Below are 20,224 nucleotides of genomic sequence, written 5' to 3' on the forward strand. Positions count from 1 at the left end.
TTATTTTTTGTAACAAAATAGAATACTACGCATCAAATATGTCACGATTTTCTACATTTCTATAAAAAATATTTTTATTGGGCATTGATGAAAGAGTATCAGTAAGTATGGGGGCAAAGTACTTGCGTGAGGTAATAGGATTAGAGGATGACAACATCCTCTGAAAAATCGGTCATTTAGTGGTTAATGAACCCCATCGATTTCTCCCCTTCGAAGCTCCCCGAACGCTCTTTTTGGATCTCGGCAATGAAATCTTCATGCTTGAATATCCCTTCTTTTCTCGCAGCAACGTGATACGCCGTATTTTTGACAATCAGGTTGATTTGTCCTCCCGTGAGCGGATAAGCTGCCAGTTTTTCAATGTCAAATCCTTTTTCGTACGGCGCATTTTTAGGAAGCATCATATTCCATAACGTAAGACGCTGTTTTTGATCCGGTTTTTTAAACTCGATTTTGTAGTTGAAACGGCGTGAAAATGCCTGATCGATGTTTTCGAGCAAATTGGTCGTTGCGATCAGGATGCCCTGAAATTTTTCGATCTGTTCCAAAAAGATGTTTTGCATCTGATTGTGCATCTGGTCGGCAGAGGAACCGATCCCGGCTGAACGGGACGAGAGAAACTGATCGGCTTCGTTTAGCAATAAAATCGGCTCGGTTTTTGTTTGGCGGGTCAAATCGGCATAGGTATCAAAAATTTTGCGAACATTTTTTTCCGATTCGCCCACATACATCGAGAGGATTTTAGAACAGTCGAAGCTAAGTACCTGCCGTTTCAATGATCGTGACAATGAATGCGCCGTAAGGGTTTTCCCCGTACCCGGAGGGCCGTAAAATATAATACGGGCGTCAATCCCCGCTTTTTTATCTTTGATCCCCCATTCATGGAGTCGTGAAATCACTTCCCGATCGAGTTGACGCATCAAGTTTTGAAGCGTTTGTTCCGTTGTAGGGTTCAAAACGACATTTTCAAGTGACGTCGTCGGTTCGATCAGCTCGAAAATCTCCTGCTCTTTAATCAGCATATCAAGTTTGAGTTTGCGCACTTTTTTCTTTTTCTGCGGATGCATAATCGACTGAAGCACCTCATCGACGATGTAAAAAGCACGGCTGATTCCGCCGAACGGGTTCAGCATCTCCTCATAGTCAATCACTTCTTCGTTAATCAGGCGGGCACCGTCTTCGAGAAGAGCACGGTTTTTGATCCGCTCGTAATCGTCAAAGCTGATCAAATCGATCAGAGTATTCATTTCCCGCAGATTCCCTTCGGTAGCACTGTACTCCTCTTTGAGCAGTGCTAAAAAAATCACCTGCTCTTTGGGTTCCAGTTTCTTTTGTTTGAAAAAACGATCCAATACTACATCCAGCGATGTCTGAGCAATCCGCTCATCAATCCGTTTTTCGAGAAGATCGAGCTTGTTTTGGATACGGTTAATCCCCAGAGAATGTTCATTCCCGTTGTGGCGGATAATCGACATCTTTTGATACAGCTCGATACGGAAAAACTGATCTTGCAGATATTCCAAATGATCGGCGTAAGGTTTGATGTCGGGAAGCGTCATTTCTAACGACCCCTCTTCGAGGAGTTTCATAAAGACCGATGTAAGTGCGACCGGCGTGTTATAAAGCTCCAGGTGTGACATATCGCTGATTTTGATCGGGGTAAAAGAGTGATGGGTAATCCACCCTAGTTCCAACAACGTTTTTACCTCTCCAAAGTGGCTAAGATACGAATAATCATCCGCACCGTGAAGTTCTTGGAGAAGTTCGGCGACAATAACATCTTCTTGAGACTGTAAAAATTTCCGGGTCAAAAGCTGCAAAATTTTTGCCTCTTCTACCGTACATTTGAGCTGCGAAAAGATATGGGTTTTTTCAATGGTTTTGTTTTCTAGAAAATCGATAAGGTATTTCAATAGTTTCCTTGTTTTAAGACTCGTTTGAGTACTTTTCCTGTTGCGGTCTTCGGTAATGATTCTACCACGGTTATGGTTTTAGGGATTTTAAACGCAGCAAGATGTTCTTTAAGCTGTCCCTTTATTTCAGACGCTGTCGTTTTTTCATATCCCTCTTCAAGCTCAATAAAAGCGATGGGAACTTCTCCACTATGAGGATCATTCACACCGATAACCGCAGCCAGCTTGATAGAAGGAAGCAACATCATTTGTTCTTCAATCTGCCGGGGATAAATGTTTATCCCTTTAGAGATGATCAAATCTTTAATCCGATCAACGATATAAACATAGCCTTCCTCATCGACTTTTGCGATATCGCCTGTGCGAAGCCAGCCGTTTTGGATCGTCTCTGCAGTTGCTTCCGGATTGTTCAAATACCCTTGCATCACACAATCTCCACTGACGATTAATTCACCCGCTTCTCCAATCGGAAGTTCCATCATCTCCTCATTGACTATTTTAACTTTATAGCCATAAAGGGGCAAACCGACCGAAAGCGTTTTTTGTTTCTCAATCGGATTAACCGCTACCGCAGGAGAACATTCACTCAGTCCATACCCTTCCAGCATCGTCGCACGCCTGAAGGTCGCTTTGAATTTGCTCAAAGTGTCTTCACTCAGTGCCGAACCTCCGGACACAAAAATACGTATCGAATTGAACCACAAAAAATACCACGGAAGCTTCGCACGGATAAGTGCATTGTAAATATCAGGAACCCCCATAAATACTGTTACCCGTTTCAATAAGGTTTGTTTGATGATATTGCTAAACGGCAAAATCGATGGAACAATGACAAGGGAAGAACGCATAAAAAACGGTAACACAACCATGATAGCAAATGTAAACGAGTGAAACATCGGCAGATAGACGATAAAGCGGTCATTTGTGCTCAAATCAAATCTCTCGCGAGCTGCTACAAAATTGGAGAAAAGATTACGGTTGCTGATCATCGCACCCTTGGGGTGTCCCGTCGTACCGGACGTGTAAAAAATGACGGCCGTATCATCGAGCTTTGCCAGGCTTGGGGTATGTATATGCAGATGGTTGGTAAGAATTTCATCCAACACCAGATGGCACGTATTCTCCTTCGGTGCTTTATCGATCCATATCGTATGTTCGATTGAGGCAACACTTTCGCATAAACCATCCACCTCTTTGGCAAACTTAGATGCGGTAATCAATATTTTTGCACCGCAGTCATCCAGAATATAGCGATACTCCTCATTTTTCAGCATCGTGTTAATCGGTACGATTACCGCACCGAGCTTGCTAACGGCGAAAACACTCATTACAAATTCTGCACTGTTAGGACAGATAAGGGCAACCCTATCCCCTTTTCCTACACAAACAAGTTCGAGTGCACGCGCCAGCCGATCAACACTCTCTAAAAATTGGGTATACGTATAACTCTTATCCTCGATAAAGATAACCTTCTTGGATGACTTTTCCTCGGTAATGAGAAAAAGCATTTCATAAAAATTCTCATACGGATAGTGGATCAAAAGCGATACTCAATTCCGGCCGTGACCAAATACGCCCGTGCGTTGGTAAATTCACCGTTAATCGGGTTGCTGCCGGTACTTTGATGTACCTCACGGTTTTGCTTCATGTCCAGCAAACCTGCTAAACCGATATTCCATGATTCATCGATTTTATAGCGGCCGCCGAGAGATACAATCCATGCATCCGAATCGGGAAGTTCATAGCCAAGAGTTGCTTCCGGTGTAGGAGTTTCATCATACGCTATCCCTGCCATCGCCGTCCATTGATCATATTTTTGGGTCAAACCAAGACGGTAGCTGTTAGTACTTTCATAATTTTTTGGAATGGCTGTGCCAAAAGCAACCGTTGCAGCACTCACGGTACCATCATAATTAAAATCTAGATTTTTATACGCCGACCAAAAAGTTCTCTCATAAACAGCTTCTACCGTAGTTCCAGAATCAAACGAATAAGCAGCCGCAAGATTAAGAGCTGCAGGAAGTGGAATCGTTACACTGGCAGCACCGCTGTAAGTTGAAGGCCCATATTGAAGGTTAGCACTTCCTTCCACGTTTAAATCAATTTTTGAACGATATGTTGCTGCTAAAGATACATTCGATAACGGACGGTAATCTAAAGCTAAATTATATCCATAGTCAATCGCGTCACCTGTCAAATCTCTTGATGCAGGGCCAGGAGCTGTACTCTTAACAACGCCATCGGTCCGAACAATTCGAAATCCGACACCCATACTTACTGTATCGCTTAAAGGTACTGCTATAGAAGGATTAATCTCTATCGTTTTCAGGGTAAATTCTTCTGCACTATAAACAGCCGGAGCACTCGTCCAACGCTTCGACAACCCTGCCGGAGCCACTATACTAAATCCTAAACGTGCACCATTATCTCCTAATTTTTTAGAACTATAATGGAAAGTCGGCACCAAAAAAGATTCGTTTTTTGAATCAATATTAGCTGATCCGCTTGAAGTTGCATAATGTATCTTTGAAAGTCCGATATACGTCGCATCCACTTCGAGCAGGTTTGCATCATCGTTGTAGACCATTGCCGCAGGATTATAGTACGCTGCATCGGCACCATGAGCATTGGCCACATACGCTGCGCTCAGCGCGGTAGCATTAATCGAACTCTCAGGGATCGCATATCCCCCAGCCATAACCGTCGCTGCTGCAGCGGACAGTAATACCAAACTTCTCATTATTTCTCCTGTAGTGAATAGAGTAGTTCTATCTCCTGCGCCCAGATCGTCTCGTCGATCGTTTCCAGTACCAGAGGAATGTCATCCATACGCGGATCGTTCATAATAAATCCGAACGGCTCAACGCCCAGTTTCCCTTTTCCGATTGAGTCATGCCGATCGACATGACTTCCCAAATCGGGTTTGGAATCGTTGATATGCATCCCTTTGAGATAGTTAAACCCGACTATTCTATCAAATTCCGCCCAAGTTGCATCATACGCTTCACGGGTTCGGATATCGTAACCTGCCGTAAACATATGACACGTATCGATACACACACCCACCCGTGATTTGTCCTCTATACGCTCAATAATGGCGCTCAGATGCTCAAAACGCCATCCTAAATTGCTCCCCTGACCCGCTGTATTTTCGATTACCAAAGTGACACCGTTGGTAACGCTTAAAGCTTCATTCATACTCATAGCGATCCGTTCGATACACTCTTCTTCACTGATTTGCTTCAGATGACTCCCCGGATGGAAGTTCAAACGATCCAGTCCAAGCTGATCGCATCGGTTGAGTTCATCAATAAATGCTTCGAGCGATTTTTGCCGTTTGTCCTCTTCGGGATGTCCCAGATTGATCAGATACGAGTCATGAGGAAGAACATGTTTAGCCAAGATACCACTTTTGGCAAGATTGTCTTTGAACAATCCTATCGTCTCATCATCAAGCGGTTTTGCCGCCCATTGCTTCTGATTTTTCGTGAAAAGGGCAAACGCGTTTGCGCCGATTGCCATTGCGTTGAGAGGGGCGTTAAAAACTCCGCCCGAAGCGGAAACGTGAGCTCCGACAAATTTAGACATAATCAATTCCTGATATTTAGTAATGGTATTTTAGCAAAGTTTACGGATTCTCTCCGCCGCTTCTTCGAGTACATCGAGAGGTTTAGAGTAACAAAAGCGAACCATATGACGACCTGCATCGTCGTGATAAAACGCCCGTCCAGGAACCGATGCAACCCCTGTTCTCTCTAAAATTTCCATCGCTTTTTCAAAGTCATCACTCCCCGCAACCGTGCTCACATCGGTCATGACGTAATATGCACCACCAGGAATACTCGGGATCAGACCCGCATCCCGCAAAGCACCGCAAAAAAGGTCGCGTTTATATTCATGAATACGGGCAAGCTCACTGTAATAGCTATCTCCCAGTTCTTCCAACCCGACCGCGGCACCGATCTGTAATGGTGCGGGGGCACAAACGTAGATGAGATCGTTGAGCTGTGCCATCGCTTCGATAACACTCACGGGCGCGATCGCGTACCCTAAACGCCATCCGGTGATACTGAACACTTTTGAGAAACCGGAGAGGACAACGCATCGATCTTTGAGGCTCGGAATATCCAGAGCCGTGATGTGAACGGCATCGCCGTACAAAAAGTGCTCATACATCTCATCGGCAAAAACAATCAGATCATGTTTCTCGGCAAATACTCCGATTTGCTCCAACTCATCACGCGTATACACTTTACCGCTCGGGTTGGCGGGATTGCAGATCACCATCGCACGAGTTTTAGAGCTAATGACTGCTTCGAGCGCTCCCATGTCGAGCTTCCATTCCGGTGCTTCGAGACGTACATATGTCGGTACGGCTCCGAGTGACGCGAGTGTAGAGCGGTGATACCCATAATAGGGTTCGAACAATATTACCTCATCACCGGGATTCAAAAGTGCCATACACGCCGTATAAAACGCCCCTGTCGCACCGTCTGAGACCAGTACTTGTTCGGGCACGATTTCGACGTCATAAAAGCGTTTCATTTTCGTAGATATTGCGTTTCTCAATCGGGGCAACCCTTCTGTCGGGGTATAAATATTGATCCCCTCTTTCATTGCCGTATACGCCCCCTCGATCACCTCGCGGGGAACTTCGAGATCGCAAACCCCTTGTGCCATATTGATTCCACCCAGTGCGTTGCACGCTCTTGTCATTGAGCGGATGTGGGATTGTTCGATTGTTCCGCTGCGTTCACTGAGTCGCATTATTGTCCTCTATATCACTGATTTTTATAATAAGGCCGTTCATCCGGTCTTTAAAATAGGTTTCGTCCGGTCTGAGACGATAGACGATATCCGTTTTATCGTTTCGGATGTATTGGGTTCGTATCCCGCTGCACTGCTCGCTTGTGTTTTGTCCGCTATAGATCTGTTCGCCGAGAAGAATGCGTCTAAGTATATCTTTCGGATATTCCGGAGAGAGATAATCCCGTACAAATGCCTCTTCACTCATGCACCCGCTGCTAATACACACTTTATCGTCAATCGAAATCTTCTCTACCGCAACTCCGGCCGTAAACAGTTCTGCTTCGACGCTCTCACCGCTGGAACGGATGTATCCCGTATCGGCGAATTTGATTTTCGGCGTTTTTAGAACGATCAGTTTGGGCTTGCTGATTTCATAGTGTTTTTGCGCACATCCCCCGATCAACAGAACGAGGAGACTACCCCATAGGATAAAGAATTTTTGCATGAACACCATCCAACGCTTTCAAAATTTCACTACTGAGTGTTACATTCATTGCCGAAAGCGATGCATCAAGTTGCTCAGGTGTCGTGGCTCCTATAATCGTCGATGCGACAAAATCGAACTGCTTGCTCCATGCAATCGCCATCGTCACCGGATCAAGCCCGGCTTCATGGGCAATACGAAGATATTCTTGGGTCGAAGCAAGCGTTTTATCGTTCAAAAATCGCGCTGCCATAAGCCGCTGACGGTTATTCGGCGATTTCACATACTCACTGAAGCGTCCGTGGACATCGGCACTTTGGTTGTACTTTCCGCTGAGAACCCCGCCCGCCAAAGGAGAATACGGCAAAAGCGAAATCTTCTCTTCACGGCACAATGCGCCGATTTCGGTCAAATCGCGGCGATTGAGGAGCGAAAAATTATTTTGGATCGATTCAAAGCGTGCCAATTTCTCGTACTTGCTCACCATCAGTGATTTCATCGTACCCCGCGCCGTATCGTTCGACGTTCCGATATAGCGGACTTTTCCGCTTTGCACCAATGCGTCAAATGCCCGCATCGATTCCTCAATTGGGATAACAGTATCGGGCCAATGCATCTGATAAAGATCGATATAATCGGTACCGAGCCGTTTCAGCGACCCTTCGATCGCCCGTTCGATGTGAAAACGGTCAATCGCCGTGTATCCGTGACGGATCGGCGGAACAAACCATCCCGACGCCGCACCGGCAACTTTTGTCGCCAAAATAAGACTCTCACGCGGTTTGGACTTTAACCAGCGCCCCACCATCTCCTCTGTCAATCCGGCAAGTTTCTCTTCCGGCGGAACAGGATACAATTCGGCCGTATCGAAAAAATTAACTCCTGCCTCATACGCCTTATCCATAATTTTAAATGCCGTTTTTTCATCACACTGGCTTCCGAATGTCATAGTGCCTAAACAAATCGGCGATACGCGTAAACCGCTGCGCCCGATATAGCGATACTGCATAATTTCTCTCTTTATTTAATCATTATTTTGTAATTGTATTCTACCGTTTTTTGAGATACAATATAAGTTCGTCATATTTTAACAGGGGACAACGATGAAAAATGTTTTAAGTGAGGCAAAAAAACAATTTCAAAATATCAGCAATTTGCTAAGCAGTCAGGAAAAAAGAAATAATGACTATTTTACAAAACTGAGCATTGCAACAGAAGAGGCTTATTTTACTATGAACAGTGGCATGTGTTCGAATTCGACGGTATGCCATGAATGTGCCGACCACCGTGATTTCGTCCGTACAATGATGGATGTTCTCGGAGAACTCGAAGTAAACGCATCGGCTGCGAATACCTATACCAATAAATTGTCCCAATACTCAGAACGTGTCAACAAGATTTTAAAAAACATAGAAACCGTGCTCGCTTCTTAATGGCGAACACTCCATTGCCTTATTCTTCCTCTAGTGTACCGTTCAGATATTCGTTATAATCTATTCAATGAATAGAAACCTTATAAGCGATTTTTTTCATCGTAATTTGCCGAAAGATATGGAGCAGTGCATTGAACTGTTTGCCATTTTCGGCGGTTATGATGAGCCCATTGACGCCGATGAGCTGATCGAATCGCTTATTTCCCGCCATATCCTGACACCGTTTGAACTCCATCGCGAACGACTCCTCACCCCTTTGCAAAACGAACCGCTCTACCTTAACCTTTTACACGCAATCGCGGTGGGGGATCGGCGTCAGGGATCGGCATTTCGTCGTGCCCGCATCGGCAAAGAACGGGGCAATGAGGCGTTTGAGTTTTTACGCTACAGCGGCTATCTGACACTGGAGCGTTCACGTGAAATGCCCTTGCAGCGCGCGCATCCGAAACAGCGGTTCAAAAAAGAGATCGAACACCATCGCATCTCACACAAATTTCGCTTTACATCCCCTTTCTTGCGTTTCTGGATTGCCTTCGTCGAACCCTTCGGTAAACAGATTCAAGAAGGCAATACGGAACGTTTTTTTGAGCATTTTCATACCTATTTCAATGCATTTGTCGGCTTTACCTTCGAAGAGTTATGCGATCTGTACATCCGAGATATTTTGGCACCGAAATTTCAAAGCGATATCCTCGATTCAGGCAGTTATTGGGATCGTGAAGTGGAAATAGACCTTTTCACCGAAACGATGGAGGGGGAAACATGGGTCGGAGAGTGCAAATGGACAAACCATAAAGTGAATAAAAAAGAGTTTCACAAACTCGAAGAAAAATGCACCAAACTCTCCATCGCGCCGGATAAAATTTTCCTTTTTACCAAACGGGGTTTCTCAAATGAGTTAAACGCCCTCCGGGACAAACGGCTCTATCGTTTCAGTGCCGAAGATTTATCTGGCTTAACTGACCGCTTGTAGTGCGCCGTACGCTTCTTGGAGAAGCTGAAATTTTTGTGTGTATTTATTAATGATTTCAGGACTTTTCGTTTGTACACGATCCGGGTGGTAGCGTCGTGCCAGCATACGGTACCGTTTTTTCAAATCTTCCGGCGCTGAGCCCATCGGAATTTCAAAAATAGCATGATAACGGATCATCTTATCGATCGCATCGTTTCCATATCCCCATCCGCGATAATTGCCGTACAATCGGCTCATAAACGCATCGTCGTATCGGTAGTTGATGATGAAATGAAGTACTTCGCGGCGGTTAAGGGTTTTTTCGAGTCGTGCTTTGGCAAGCGAAGAAGATACATCGATATAAAGATCCGTCGATGTGGAGTTGACCAACAGCGAAGAGAGCTGCTGTTTGAGATAGCGCATCACCCAGAGATTCGGAGTCACAAGAGAAATCTTCACCCGATCAGGTCCATAGGCATAGAGTTCGACATCCACTTTTTCACTTTTTCGATACGGCACTTCGATACGGACAGCCGCCGTTTTGCAGCGCTTTAGGGATCGGCTGTAAAAAGAGCCTGAGAGTTCATTGGCCTTTGCATAGCGTTTACCGAGACTCTCTAAGAATTCTTCTTTTTGATTTGCAGAATTTTCATTATTGAGCACCAATACGCCGTTATCCAAAAACAGCGTGTTATGGATGTGATGGTCAAAAAACTCCTCCATCCACGGCTCTTCGAGGGTTTTTGAACTCCCTTGGACGAAGATAGCGTTATTGCGTAACACAACTTTCATGGAAACCCCCGTTAGTGATTCATTACCTCACTAAAGCAAAAGGAGTTCCACCTTATTGTTTCACAATCTCTCCATAACACTCCGGACGGCGATCGCGAACAAGACCCCAATAATGGCGGTGTTCGCGAATCGATACAGGATCAAACTCGCTGTAGAGAATCTCCTCTTTCTCACGAGAAGCTTCGGCAACCTTTGCACCCGTATGATCGGTGATAAACGATGAGCCGTAAAAGGTCAAAGTACAACTCTCTCCGACCTCTTCTCCGATCCGGTTGGCTGCGATTACTGGGATGATATTTGCCGCAGAGTGCCCCATCTGTACCCGCTGCCAGTGTGATGCCGAATCCACACCGATCTCAGGCTCGCTTCCGATCGCCGTAGGGTAGAAAATCATATCGGCACCCATCAGGGTAAGACAACGCGCCGTTTCAGGGAACCACTGATCCCAGCAGATGCCGACACCGACGTTGCCGTAGCGGGTTTGCCATACTTTAAATCCGGTATCTCCCGGCTCGAAATAAAATTTCTCTTCGTATCCGGGACCGTCAGGGATATGGGTTTTACGGTAGTTTTCCATCACGGTACCGTCCGCATCGATCATGACAAGAGAGTTAAAATAGCGTTCACCGTCTCGCTCGAAATAGCTGATCGGCAGCACGACACCGAGTTCTTGCGCCAAAGTGCTAAAGTGTCCGACGAGTGGATTATTGAGAAGCGGTTGAGCCCATTCAAAATATTTTTTATCCATATCTTTGCAAAAATAGTACCCTTCGAACAGTTCGGGGATCAATATAATATTGGCTCCCTTTCCTGCCGCTTCACGCACCATTGTTTCCGCTTTGAGGATATTGGAAGCTTTATCCCCGCTCATTTGCATCTGTATCGCCGCAACTTTAACCATTCCCTACTCCTGTAGCATTTCACATTTCGCAATTATAGCATTGCTGCGTTACGCCTCGTGCACTATCTACTCATGAGATGTTATTCTGTTTTAATCTATTCAGTGATATTCTAATAAAATTAGAGATGAAAAAGGAGGAAACTATGAAATTAGAACCCCAATTCAATCCGTTACCGCAGATTAATTCTGAAGTAAGCAAACGTGATAAAACGCTTGAAAAAGTGGCTGCTGCCCAGCAATTGAGCATGGAAGACAGTGCTTCGCGCTTGCTTGCGTCCATGCTGCAAAGTGACATGTCCGGCATGTCCGAAGGGCTTTCAAATGCGACGAGCGGAATTGCGATGTTGCAAATAGCCGACGGTACTCTCAGCTCTCTCAGCGATCAAACACAAACACTGAATGACCTCAGTGTCCGTTACAACAGTGCTGCTTTGAACGACTCTCAAAAGCAGGCTCTTCAAAGCGAATTTAGCCGTACTGTCGCATCTATGCAGCAAAGTATCGACAGCACCAGTTTTAACGGGAAAGCGTTGTTTGGCAGCAACTCAACTTTTTCGTTGGGCAATTCAACTGTGTCGGCTTCTATTCCGAATCTATCACCGTCATCTCTTTCTATCGATAATCAGGACTCTATTCAGGCATATCGGGATTCTTTGGCTCAAGCCGGATCGGATATCGGTTCGACTACCAATACTTTCATCAGTGCATCCAATAATCTTTTAGATCAAATCGGTGCAACCTCGGCGGCTAAAAGTCAAATTTCCGATACCGATATCGCTAAAGCGATCAGTGATTTTCAAGAAAGCAATGCCAAACTCACCATTGCACAAATTGCAATCGTCCATCAAAACGATACGCTGCGTCAAACAATAGGCAGATTGTTAGGATAAGAGAGAGTGGAGCCTAAAACCGGATTTTTTACATCCGGTCTTTGGCTTGGATTCCGAGCAGTGAGAGTCCGGTTTTAATAGAGAGTGCCACAACAAGAAGAAGTTTAAGCAATTTCGCTTCGTCTTCCGTACCGATAATACGGGTGTCGTAATAAAATTTATGCAGTCTTCCAGCCAATACTTTCAAATAATCCGGTACTTTTTGCGCTTGACGTGATTCGAATGCATCTTCGATAATTTCCGGCAATAACAATGCTTCAAACAATAATCCGTCCGCATCCGCACTCAAATCGTGTAAATGAGAGAGCATAATCTCATCCATACTCTTTTCACTTTTAGAAATCAGTGTTTGAATACGGGCATGAGCATACTGGATGTAATAGATCGGATTCGAGCTGTCTTGACGCTTTAGTTCTTCGATATCAAATTCCAATGCTGTATCGCATTTTTTACTTGCAAACATAAAGCGCAATGCTTCCGCACCGATCTCTTCGACGACATCACTCATCAAAATAACCGTTCCGGCACGTTTGGACATTTTAAACGGTTCACCGTCTTTGAGAAGACTCACCATCTGAGAAAGGAGAACTTCCAGCTTGGATGAATCGTAGCCCAAAAAGCTAATTGCCGCTTTCACACGGGCAATATAACCGTGGTGATCCGCACCCCAGATATTGATGTAATCATCATATCCTCGTTCAAACTTTTGGTTATGATAGATAATATCACCTGCTAGGTAAGTCGGACGGCCGTCTTCACGAACTACGACGCGGTCATGATCATCGCCGAGATCGGATGAACGGATAAAGGTTTTACCTTCATTCACATAGACACCCTCACCCATTTTTGCCATGACGCGATCCCACTCGCTGTACAGCGATGCTTCACCCACAAAAGTATCGAAATGGACATTGATCGCAGCCAGATCATCCACGATAAGGGCTAAAATTTTGTCTTTTGCCCACAATGCAAGCTCTTTTTGACGGCTCTCGTCACGAAGTGCTTCTTCACCGAAAAGCTCTACGACTTCTTTGGCCAAATCACTGAGGTATTCGCCGCGGTAGTATTTTTCAGGCCATTCAACACTCTCGCCCAATAGCGAACTGCGCCCTTCTAGCTGCAACGAAACTCCGAGCAAATCGATTTGATTTCCCGCATCATTGACATAATATTCTGCCGTAATATCGTAGCCCAAATGGCGTCCGAGACGCAGCATCGTATCCCCATACACCGCACCGCGTGCATGTCCGATATGCAAAGGTCCTGTTGGATTGGCACTGACGAATTCGAGAAGGATAGAGCCTTTTTTATCACTGCTGCCGAATTGCTCACCGTGGCTCAATGCCCAAGAAGCATACTCATCCAAAAATGATTCGGAAAGACGGAAATTGATATACCCTTTGACCGATTCGACGGCAGAGAACATTTCACTCTCATTGAACGATGTTGCAATCTCTTCGGCAATTGCCATTGGAGACTTACGGAGTTCTTTAGCTAATGAAAAAGCGATGGGAGTAGCAAAGTGTCCGAAAGAACGATCTTTCGGCTTTTCGAGGATAACATCACAATTAAATTTATCGCGCAACAGCGCATTGACTCGCTGTTTCAATGGTTACGCTTGTTTTACGTGATCGTGAGGGGTTTCTACGATAGTTGCCGTAGAAGAAGACTCTACCTGTTTTGGTGCATCGACCGTTTCAGTAGTTTTTGCCTGTGTCGGCGGCGGTGCTTCATCGTCTTTCATCTCTTTTTTAAAACTGCGGATCCCTTGACCCAAACCTTTTGCGAGATCAGGAATTTTTTTCGCACCGAAAAGTAATACGACTATCCCGAAAATTAATAATAATTCAGATCCACTTGGCATTGCCATTGAGGTAGTTCCTTTACTGGAAGATTAAGCAAACATTATAACGCCGCTTTGCTGTAACCGTCCTTATGAGATTTGTGTGGATTTCTACGCGTTAGCTTCCCACAATTGAACGAATTCATTGATCTGCAGAGTCGGGATTTTCATCCGTGCCGCTTTGGCAATCGAAATCAGAACATCCGCAGCTTCATCCAGATTATCATTCACAACTAAAAAATCGTATTCGCTGATACGCTGAACTTCCCGTTTTGCCATCTCAATACGCTTGTTTATCACCTCTTCGCTGTCGGTTGAACGGCTATGTAAACGGCGCTTTAGCTCTTCGAGGGTTGGGGTTGTAATAAATACCGATGTCGTGATATCGCTCAGACGGTTTTGAACCGCATCGTGTCCTTGGACATCAATATCAAAAATCACCAGTTTTCCCTCTTTAAGAGCATTTTTTACCGCCCCTAACGAGGTCCCGTAATAATTCCCGTGAACAACTGCATATTCTAGGAACATCTCTTCTTCAATCTCTCGCTTAAATTCCTCAACACTGACAAAGTGATAGTGCACACCGTCTATCTCACCCTCTCGCATAGGACGAGTCGTTGTCGATATTGAAAAATAGGTAGGGCCGATATGGTCGATGATTTTTGCTACCAACGAACTTTTACCTGCACCGCTTGGACCGGATAATACCAATATAGCTCCGCTTTGCTGATTCACTTTTCATTCCCGAAATTGATGTTGATACTGATATTAAGCCCTTTAAGCGACTTTGCGACCTCTTCATTGGAAAGGGCTTTTAAAAGTGCCTGTAATGCTTCGACCCCTTCGGCATGGGTCACTTCACCGCTATCCATCACTTCATCGGATACCGCTTCTAAAGCCTCAGCAGTTGTTTCTTCTTCGGAACTTGTCTCTTCAGGTACAAATAGCTCCTCATCTGTATCTTCCTCGGCTTCGGGTAAATCTTCTACCTCTTCACCGATAGCCAGTTTAAGTTCGCGTTCATCGAGCATATCCAACTCATCCAATCCGCCCAACTTATCATCCTCGTCAAGATCCGGAAGTTTCAACTCCTCAAGGATGCTCTCATCCAGCGACATATCAAAATCTTCAGCATCCACTTCTTCATCCAATGCATCACTTTCCATGCTATCCACTGCACTTTGAATCTGTGCTTCCAGATCATCCAATCCATCATCGTCCAACAGCATAAGATCCTCTTCATCCATCTGTGGAACATCGACCTCTTCTTCAGCCGCAACTGCCGATTCAGGAGTAGGAACCAGTTCATCTGCAAAATCAAAATCTTCATCATCCGCAAGAGACTCTATGTCACCGAATCCATCGTTTAACCCAAGATCATCTTCTGACAAACTCATCTCATCAAGCTCATCCATCGCGTCATCGGCAGGCACTAACGTACCTAAGTCATCCATACTTTCAAGATCATCTTCTTCGAAATTCATCTCATCGAGTTCATCCATCGTGCTCTTAACCGGCTCTAATTCACCTAATTCGTCTGCAATACTAAGATTATCTCCTGTCAGATTAATCTCATTCGATTCATCTATCCCGCTTAGGGTTATCTCATCCTCTAAATCCCAATTATCGCTTTCAGTATCTTCCAATAAGCCCTGAACTTCTTGAACCTCTTCTTTGTCTAAAATTGCTGTTCCCAAATTGTCTTCGTCTAACGTATCCAACTCAATTCCGTCATTGAACTCCAACTCTTCTCCAAGATCATCCAGTTCATTTAAATCAAAAGAGTCAAAAGTATCTTCTTCCTCGGCCAAATCAGGGAGGGTTTCTTCTAGATTGATCGCATGTACAGGAGATTGTTCTTCGATCGGAGTTTCTGCAAAAACAACTTCCGGTCTCTTCGCTGAACTTTCCGAAAACTTCTTCTCAATTTGAATGAACATATCGACCAAATCCGTTGGAAGAAACGGTTTGTTGATCACGTTGTCAAATCCGGCCGGAATCGCTTTCCCGCGTGTTGCCATAAGCAAAGCACTTCTAAAAGTAATATGCTCTTTCAACGATTCAAACATCTCATCGCTGTAGAGTGCATCATCAATAATGACTAAATCATATCCGCTCTCTTCGACTTCATCCACCGACCAAATAACACTCAAATCATCTTTCGTTTTTTGTGCACTGAGAGCCACCAGCTTTCGGACAACCGGATTATCGTTAAAAAGCAAAATTTTCATGATCGTTTCGACCCCTTTTAACCCGCTCTTGTTCTGTCAAAAGCTTCATGGTATCATTGTAACTAAAAAAAAATTAAATGATAAAACTTCTTGGGCTTCTTTTTACTATCACTCTCCTTTATAGCAAGGAGAGTGTTTATCTTTTCCCTGACCAACACAGCTATTGTGTCTATCAGTTGAATAAAGCAATGAAAAATGCTTCGGAACGCATTATTGTGATTTCGCACTCATTTAATCACCCTGAACTGAAAAAAGGAATTTTGCAAGCAGCCAAACACGGGAAAAACGTCACGTTAGTCCTAAACGATCTCCATAGAGACCCTCTTTCCATGGTACAGTATGATCATATCGAACTCTACAGCACACCGCATCCTTTTGATACGAGTACCTTAATCATCGATCATTCGCTCGTCTGCACGTTTCCAGGTGCGATTGAAGAAGAAGATTTTTCTTTTATCCGCTCCAGTATTCGATGCAGCGATAATCCCAAGACAATTAAACAGATCCGACGCTCTCTCAATCCGCTCATCAGCAGTGCAAAACTCTATTTAGAATAGCTTTTCCAGGAAATTGTATGCATCCTGAGTTTGTGAAGTTACAATCATAAGGGTAGCCCCCAGCGTCGCCATCAGTACAAGAAATGAAATCGCTATTTTGATCGGCATCCCAATGACGAGAAGATTAAATTGCGGCATTGTTTTCATCAACATTCCGAAAATAACATCGGCAAGCATTGAAAGTGCGGTAATCGGAAATGCAATCATAAATCCCACGACAAACATATTTGCCGCTGCATGTATGATGTATTTAAATAATGAGGGAGTGACCATAAATCCTCCCAAAGGGACAGCACTGATCGATGCGGATGCATATAAAAGTATCCAGTGATGCAAATCAAAAACCAACAGAATCATCAAAGCCATCAAAGACAGAAACTGATTAATGATCGGCATCGAAACCCCAGATTGCGGGTCAATGGCTGATGCCAGAGAGAATCCCATCATAAACGATATCTGCCCACCGGCAAACGTAATGACGTTATATGCCAACTGTAATACCGTACCGATGGCAAGGCCAAAGAGCATCTCTCCTAAAATAGCGACAGTCAAGCTCAAAGCATCGGTAGGTATGTTTAGCGGAGGGACGGCACCGAAAAAAACGATAGTAAAGAAAAACGCCATAGCCGCTTTGATTGTAATAGGAATATTGGCATGCGAAAATATCGGTACGGCCATAAATAAAGAGCTAAAACGGGTAAACAATAATATAAAAGCGATGGTTCGGCCTTCGCTAAATATTTGTGCCCATTCCATCCGATCAAACCTCTTTCAAGTGTCCGTTTTGCATACGGAAAATATGAGTACATCGTGCAGCCAAAGCTTCATCATGGGTTACCAAAACCATTCCTGCTTGATGCTCTTTGAGATAATCTTCAAAAATTTCCATGACTTCCACTGCCGTAGCATGATCAAGATTTCCGGTAGGCTCATCCGCAAAAATCAAACGGGGCTTTTTTGACATAACGCGTGCTATCGATACACGCTGCTGTTGACCACCGGAGAGCTCCGTCACTTTCTGGTTAATCACTTGATCGATACCAAGACGCTTTAACAATGCGGGGTCGATTGTCTCACCGGAGAGAAGTGCGGCGACTTCGAGGTTTTCATATGCACTGAACCCTTTAAAGAGATAATGGCTTTGGTAGATCATCCCTAGATCATTTCTGCGTAACTTTACCAATGATTTATCATCCAAACGATAAATATCATGTCCAAAAAGCTCCACATTGCCTTTTAAAGGGTGCAAAAGTGAAGAGAGAATATGCATCAATGTCGATTTTCCGCTTCCGCTGACACCGACAATTGCAATCGATTCTCCCGCATCCAAATGCAACGAAATGTCATCAAAAAGCGGATAATCAAAGGCATGCGTTAATGAGGTTGCTTTTAAAAGTGTCATAGAGGAATTATAAAGGAAATTAGATTAATAAAGAGGAAGAAAAAAAGGTTCCCGCCGAAGCGGGAATGAATAGTGAAATTCTCTCTGGCTTACGCCATTTGAGCAGCGACTTCTTCTGCGAAGTTATCGACTTTTTTCTCCAAACCTTCACCGACTTCGTATTTAACGAATTCGACGATTTCAGCAGTTCCACCGTGTTTGGCTGCTTCTTTTGTGATCGCTTCAGCTACGGTCATAGAATCATCCATTACATAGTTTTGATCCAAAAGTGCAAGCTCTTTATCCAAAGTAGTATTGTCCGCTACGAAACGAGCCAATTTACCAGGGATGATGTTAGCCCAAATTTTTTCCGGTTTACCTTCTGCTGCCAATTCCGCTTTGATCGCTTCTTCAGCCGCAGCCATAACTTCCGGAGTCAATTGTGAAGCTGAAATATATTGAGGAACGTTTTTCAACGGTTTTTTCAAACGTGCCAATTCTTCGTTCTCAGTTTTGATCGCTTCGATACGACCGATAGTTTCCGCTTCTACGAATGCAGGATCGAAATCTTTAGAGGTCAAAGTTGTCGGTTTCATTGCTGCAGCGTGCATTGCAACGTTTTTAAGCATTGGTGCAAGTGCTTCAGCTACTTTTGCATCTGAACATTTTGCCGCGACCAAAACACCGACACGTCCGTTTGAGTGAACGTAACCGTTTACACATCCGTTTTCACCCGCATTGAGGGTTACGAAACGGCGAGTTACGATTTTTTCACCGATACGAGCGACTTGAGCCGTGAAATACTCAGAAAAAGTCCCTGTTTCATACGATGTTTCGTTCAATTCTTCAACCGTACTGACACCCGTAGTAAATACGTGCGCCGCAGTGTTTCCGACAAGAGCGATGAAGCCGTCATTTTTTGCAACGAAGTCCGTTTCAGAGTTAACTTCAACAAGTGAAGCAGATGCAAATGTTTCAGATACTTTAAGACCCAAAAGTCCCTCAGCCGCTACACGATCCGCTTTTTTAGCCGTTTGAGCCATACCGCGGTCACGTAACCAATCTTTTGCTTTTTCCATGTCGCCATCACATTCAGTGAGGGCTTTTTTACAATCCATCATAGGCGCATCAGTCGCCGTACGAAGGTCTTTTACCATCGCTGCTGTAACTTCTGCCATGATTATGCTTCCTCTGCTACTACTGCTGCTTCTTCGCTAGCCGCTTCAACTGCAGCTTCTTCAGATGCAACTTCTTCTTCCGCTACCGCTTCGTCGTTTCCGCCGTTGCGAAGTGCTTTACCTTCATTGATCGCTTCAGCCATTTCTTTACAGAAAAGTTGAATAGAACGAATTGCATCGTCATTTCCAGGGATTGGAATATCGATAACGTCAGGATCACAGTTGGTATCAAGTGGAGCAACAACTTGGATTCCAAGGTTACGCGCTTCTTGAACCGCGATGTGTTCTTTTACCGCATCGATTACGAACATCAAATCAGGCAATGTTTTCATATGACGGATACCGCCGAGGTATGCAATCAATTTTTCTTTTTGACGATCCATCATCAACGCTTCTTTTTTAGTCAAAAGGTTGATTTGTCCGTTTGCTTGCATCTCTTCGATGATATCAAGTTTACGAATTGATTTTTGGATTGTAGGGAAGTTTGTCAACATTCCACCCAACCAACGGTTGTCAACGTATGGCATACCGCATTTTTCAGCTGCATCGCGGATCGCAACACGTGCTTGTTTTTTAGTTCCGACGAAAAGAACTGTTTTGCCTTCAGCTGCAGCATCAACTACTTGTTGATACGCATTGCGGAAATAACGCAATGTTTTTTGAAGATCGATGATATAAATGTTTTTACGAACACCGAAAATGTATTTTTTCATTTTCGGATTCCAACGACGTGTTTGGTGACCGAAGTGTACACCACATTCGAGAAGGTCTTTCATTGTGACCATAAGGGACTCCTGATAGAGAAATATTGTGTTCTTCGTTTACTTGGGCGAGCGCAAACAGAGCCGATGAGACATCGGGTGCACGAGAACTGCGACAAACGCTTGCGATTTTTTTCTCACGTCAAAACGTTTAGAAGA

At 44.4% G+C, this 20,224-nt stretch carries 21 protein-coding genes; 4 read left to right on the forward strand and 17 right to left on the reverse strand.

The features are described 5' to 3' along the window. Positions 1–176: 176 nt before the first annotated feature. From PHE37_RS02000 to PHE37_RS02030, 7 genes are read right to left on the reverse strand one after another with little or no spacing between them, the layout of a single operon-like run. Positions 177–1,913 carry an ATP-binding protein gene (locus PHE37_RS02000; protein WP_299996716.1) on the reverse strand — a complete coding sequence of 579 codons (1,737 nt, stop codon included), beginning with the start codon at positions 1,911–1,913 and terminating at the stop codon, positions 177–179. Then, positions 1,910–3,454, reverse strand: a complete 1,545-nt coding sequence (locus tag PHE37_RS02005; protein WP_366881101.1) for a long-chain-fatty-acid--CoA ligase — start codon at positions 3,452–3,454, stop codon at positions 1,910–1,912. Before PHE37_RS02005 ends, PHE37_RS02000 begins: the two co-directional genes overlap by 4 nt. Then, positions 3,451–4,653, reverse strand: a complete 1,203-nt coding sequence (locus PHE37_RS02010; RefSeq protein WP_299996719.1) for an outer membrane protein transport protein — start codon at positions 4,651–4,653, stop codon at positions 3,451–3,453. The genes PHE37_RS02005 and PHE37_RS02010 overlap by 4 nt, the downstream gene beginning before the upstream one ends. Then, positions 4,653–5,501: a deoxyribonuclease IV gene (nfo, locus tag PHE37_RS02015; protein ID WP_300008132.1), complete on the reverse strand. Its 849-nt coding sequence runs from the start codon at positions 5,499–5,501 to the stop codon at positions 4,653–4,655. The genes PHE37_RS02010 and nfo overlap by 1 nt, the downstream gene beginning before the upstream one ends. A 30-nt stretch (positions 5,502–5,531) precedes the next feature. Further along, positions 5,532–6,680, reverse strand: coding sequence for a pyridoxal phosphate-dependent aminotransferase (locus tag PHE37_RS02020; RefSeq protein ID WP_299997903.1), 1,149 nt, complete (start codon positions 6,678–6,680; stop codon positions 5,532–5,534). Next, on the reverse strand, positions 6,667–7,167 hold the full coding sequence (locus PHE37_RS02025; protein ID WP_299997905.1) for a hypothetical protein: 501 nt from the start codon (positions 7,165–7,167) through the stop codon (positions 6,667–6,669). Before PHE37_RS02025 ends, PHE37_RS02020 begins: the two co-directional genes overlap by 14 nt. Next, positions 7,139–8,155, reverse strand: a complete 1,017-nt coding sequence (locus PHE37_RS02030) for an aldo/keto reductase (protein WP_299997907.1) — start codon at positions 8,153–8,155, stop codon at positions 7,139–7,141. The genes PHE37_RS02025 and PHE37_RS02030 overlap by 29 nt, the downstream gene beginning before the upstream one ends. Before the next feature lie 94 nt (positions 8,156–8,249). On the opposite strand from PHE37_RS02030, the gene PHE37_RS02035 reads away from it, so the two are divergent. Next, positions 8,250–8,579, forward strand: coding sequence for a hypothetical protein (locus PHE37_RS02035; protein ID WP_299995732.1), 330 nt, complete (start codon positions 8,250–8,252; stop codon positions 8,577–8,579). Between the two features lie 118 nt (positions 8,580–8,697). Continuing rightward, a complete protein-coding gene (locus PHE37_RS02040) occupies positions 8,698–9,552 on the forward strand; it encodes a DUF234 domain-containing protein (protein ID WP_300008134.1) in 855 nt (284 codons plus the stop codon). Here the strand turns inward: PHE37_RS02040 and PHE37_RS02045 are convergent. Both PHE37_RS02045 and aguB read right to left on the reverse strand, forming a co-directional pair. Then, complete coding sequence (locus PHE37_RS02045) at positions 9,535–10,323, reverse strand: J domain-containing protein (RefSeq protein WP_299995735.1); 789 nt, start codon at positions 10,321–10,323, stop codon at positions 9,535–9,537. The genes PHE37_RS02040 and PHE37_RS02045 overlap by 18 nt on opposite strands. 52 nt (positions 10,324–10,375) lie before the next feature. Continuing rightward, the gene (gene aguB / locus PHE37_RS02050) at positions 10,376–11,224 is read right to left on the reverse strand and encodes an N-carbamoylputrescine amidase (RefSeq protein WP_299995737.1); all 849 of its coding nucleotides are present in this window, start codon (positions 11,222–11,224) and stop codon (positions 10,376–10,378) included. A gap of 143 nt (positions 11,225–11,367) precedes the next feature. On the opposite strand from aguB, the gene PHE37_RS02055 reads away from it, so the two are divergent. Beyond that, a complete protein-coding gene (locus PHE37_RS02055) occupies positions 11,368–12,114 on the forward strand; it encodes a flagellin (protein WP_299995740.1) in 747 nt (248 codons plus the stop codon). A gap of 28 nt (positions 12,115–12,142) precedes the next feature. Here the strand turns inward: PHE37_RS02055 and argS are convergent, their stop codons facing one another. From argS to PHE37_RS02075, 4 genes are all read right to left on the reverse strand, one after another. Further along, the gene (gene argS / locus PHE37_RS02060; protein WP_299995742.1) at positions 12,143–13,723 is read right to left on the reverse strand and encodes an arginine--tRNA ligase; all 1,581 of its coding nucleotides are present in this window, start codon (positions 13,721–13,723) and stop codon (positions 12,143–12,145) included. Positions 13,724–13,726: 3 nt separating this feature from the next. Then, entirely contained in the window at positions 13,727–13,984 is a 258-nt protein-coding gene (locus PHE37_RS02065; RefSeq protein WP_299995744.1) for a twin-arginine translocase TatA/TatE family subunit, read from the reverse strand. 84 nt (positions 13,985–14,068) lie between these two features. Next, positions 14,069–14,692, reverse strand: a complete 624-nt coding sequence (gene gmk, locus PHE37_RS02070) for a guanylate kinase (protein WP_299995746.1) — start codon at positions 14,690–14,692, stop codon at positions 14,069–14,071. Then, positions 14,689–16,188, reverse strand: coding sequence for a hypothetical protein (locus tag PHE37_RS02075; RefSeq protein WP_299995748.1), 1,500 nt, complete (start codon positions 16,186–16,188; stop codon positions 14,689–14,691). The genes gmk and PHE37_RS02075 overlap by 4 nt, the downstream gene beginning before the upstream one ends. Before the next feature lie 77 nt (positions 16,189–16,265). Between PHE37_RS02075 and PHE37_RS02080 the strand changes: the two genes are divergently transcribed. Further along, entirely contained in the window at positions 16,266–16,745 is a 480-nt protein-coding gene (locus PHE37_RS02080) for a hypothetical protein (protein ID WP_299995749.1), read from the forward strand. Here PHE37_RS02080 and fliR read toward each other — a convergent pair. The 4 genes from fliR to rpsB all read right to left on the reverse strand — a co-directional run bounded on the left by fliR (position 16,737) and on the right by rpsB (position 20,089). Continuing rightward, the gene (gene fliR / locus PHE37_RS02085; RefSeq protein WP_299995751.1) at positions 16,737–17,501 is read right to left on the reverse strand and encodes a flagellar biosynthetic protein FliR; all 765 of its coding nucleotides are present in this window, start codon (positions 17,499–17,501) and stop codon (positions 16,737–16,739) included. The two genes, PHE37_RS02080 and fliR, sit on opposite strands and share 9 nt — an antisense overlap. A 4-nt stretch (positions 17,502–17,505) precedes the next feature. Beyond that, entirely contained in the window at positions 17,506–18,147 is a 642-nt protein-coding gene (locus tag PHE37_RS02090) for an ABC transporter ATP-binding protein (RefSeq protein ID WP_299995752.1), read from the reverse strand. 89 nt (positions 18,148–18,236) lie between these two features. Continuing rightward, positions 18,237–19,304, reverse strand: coding sequence for a translation elongation factor Ts (gene tsf / locus PHE37_RS02095; RefSeq protein WP_299995754.1), 1,068 nt, complete (start codon positions 19,302–19,304; stop codon positions 18,237–18,239). A 2-nt stretch (positions 19,305–19,306) separates the two neighbouring features. Then, positions 19,307–20,089, reverse strand: a complete 783-nt coding sequence (rpsB, locus tag PHE37_RS02100; protein WP_299995756.1) for a 30S ribosomal protein S2 — start codon at positions 20,087–20,089, stop codon at positions 19,307–19,309. Positions 20,090–20,224 lie beyond the last annotated feature (135 nt).

It is taken from the genome of Sulfuricurvum sp., assembly GCF_028681615.1.
Taxonomy (GTDB): Bacteria; Campylobacterota; Campylobacteria; order Campylobacterales; family Sulfurimonadaceae; genus Sulfuricurvum.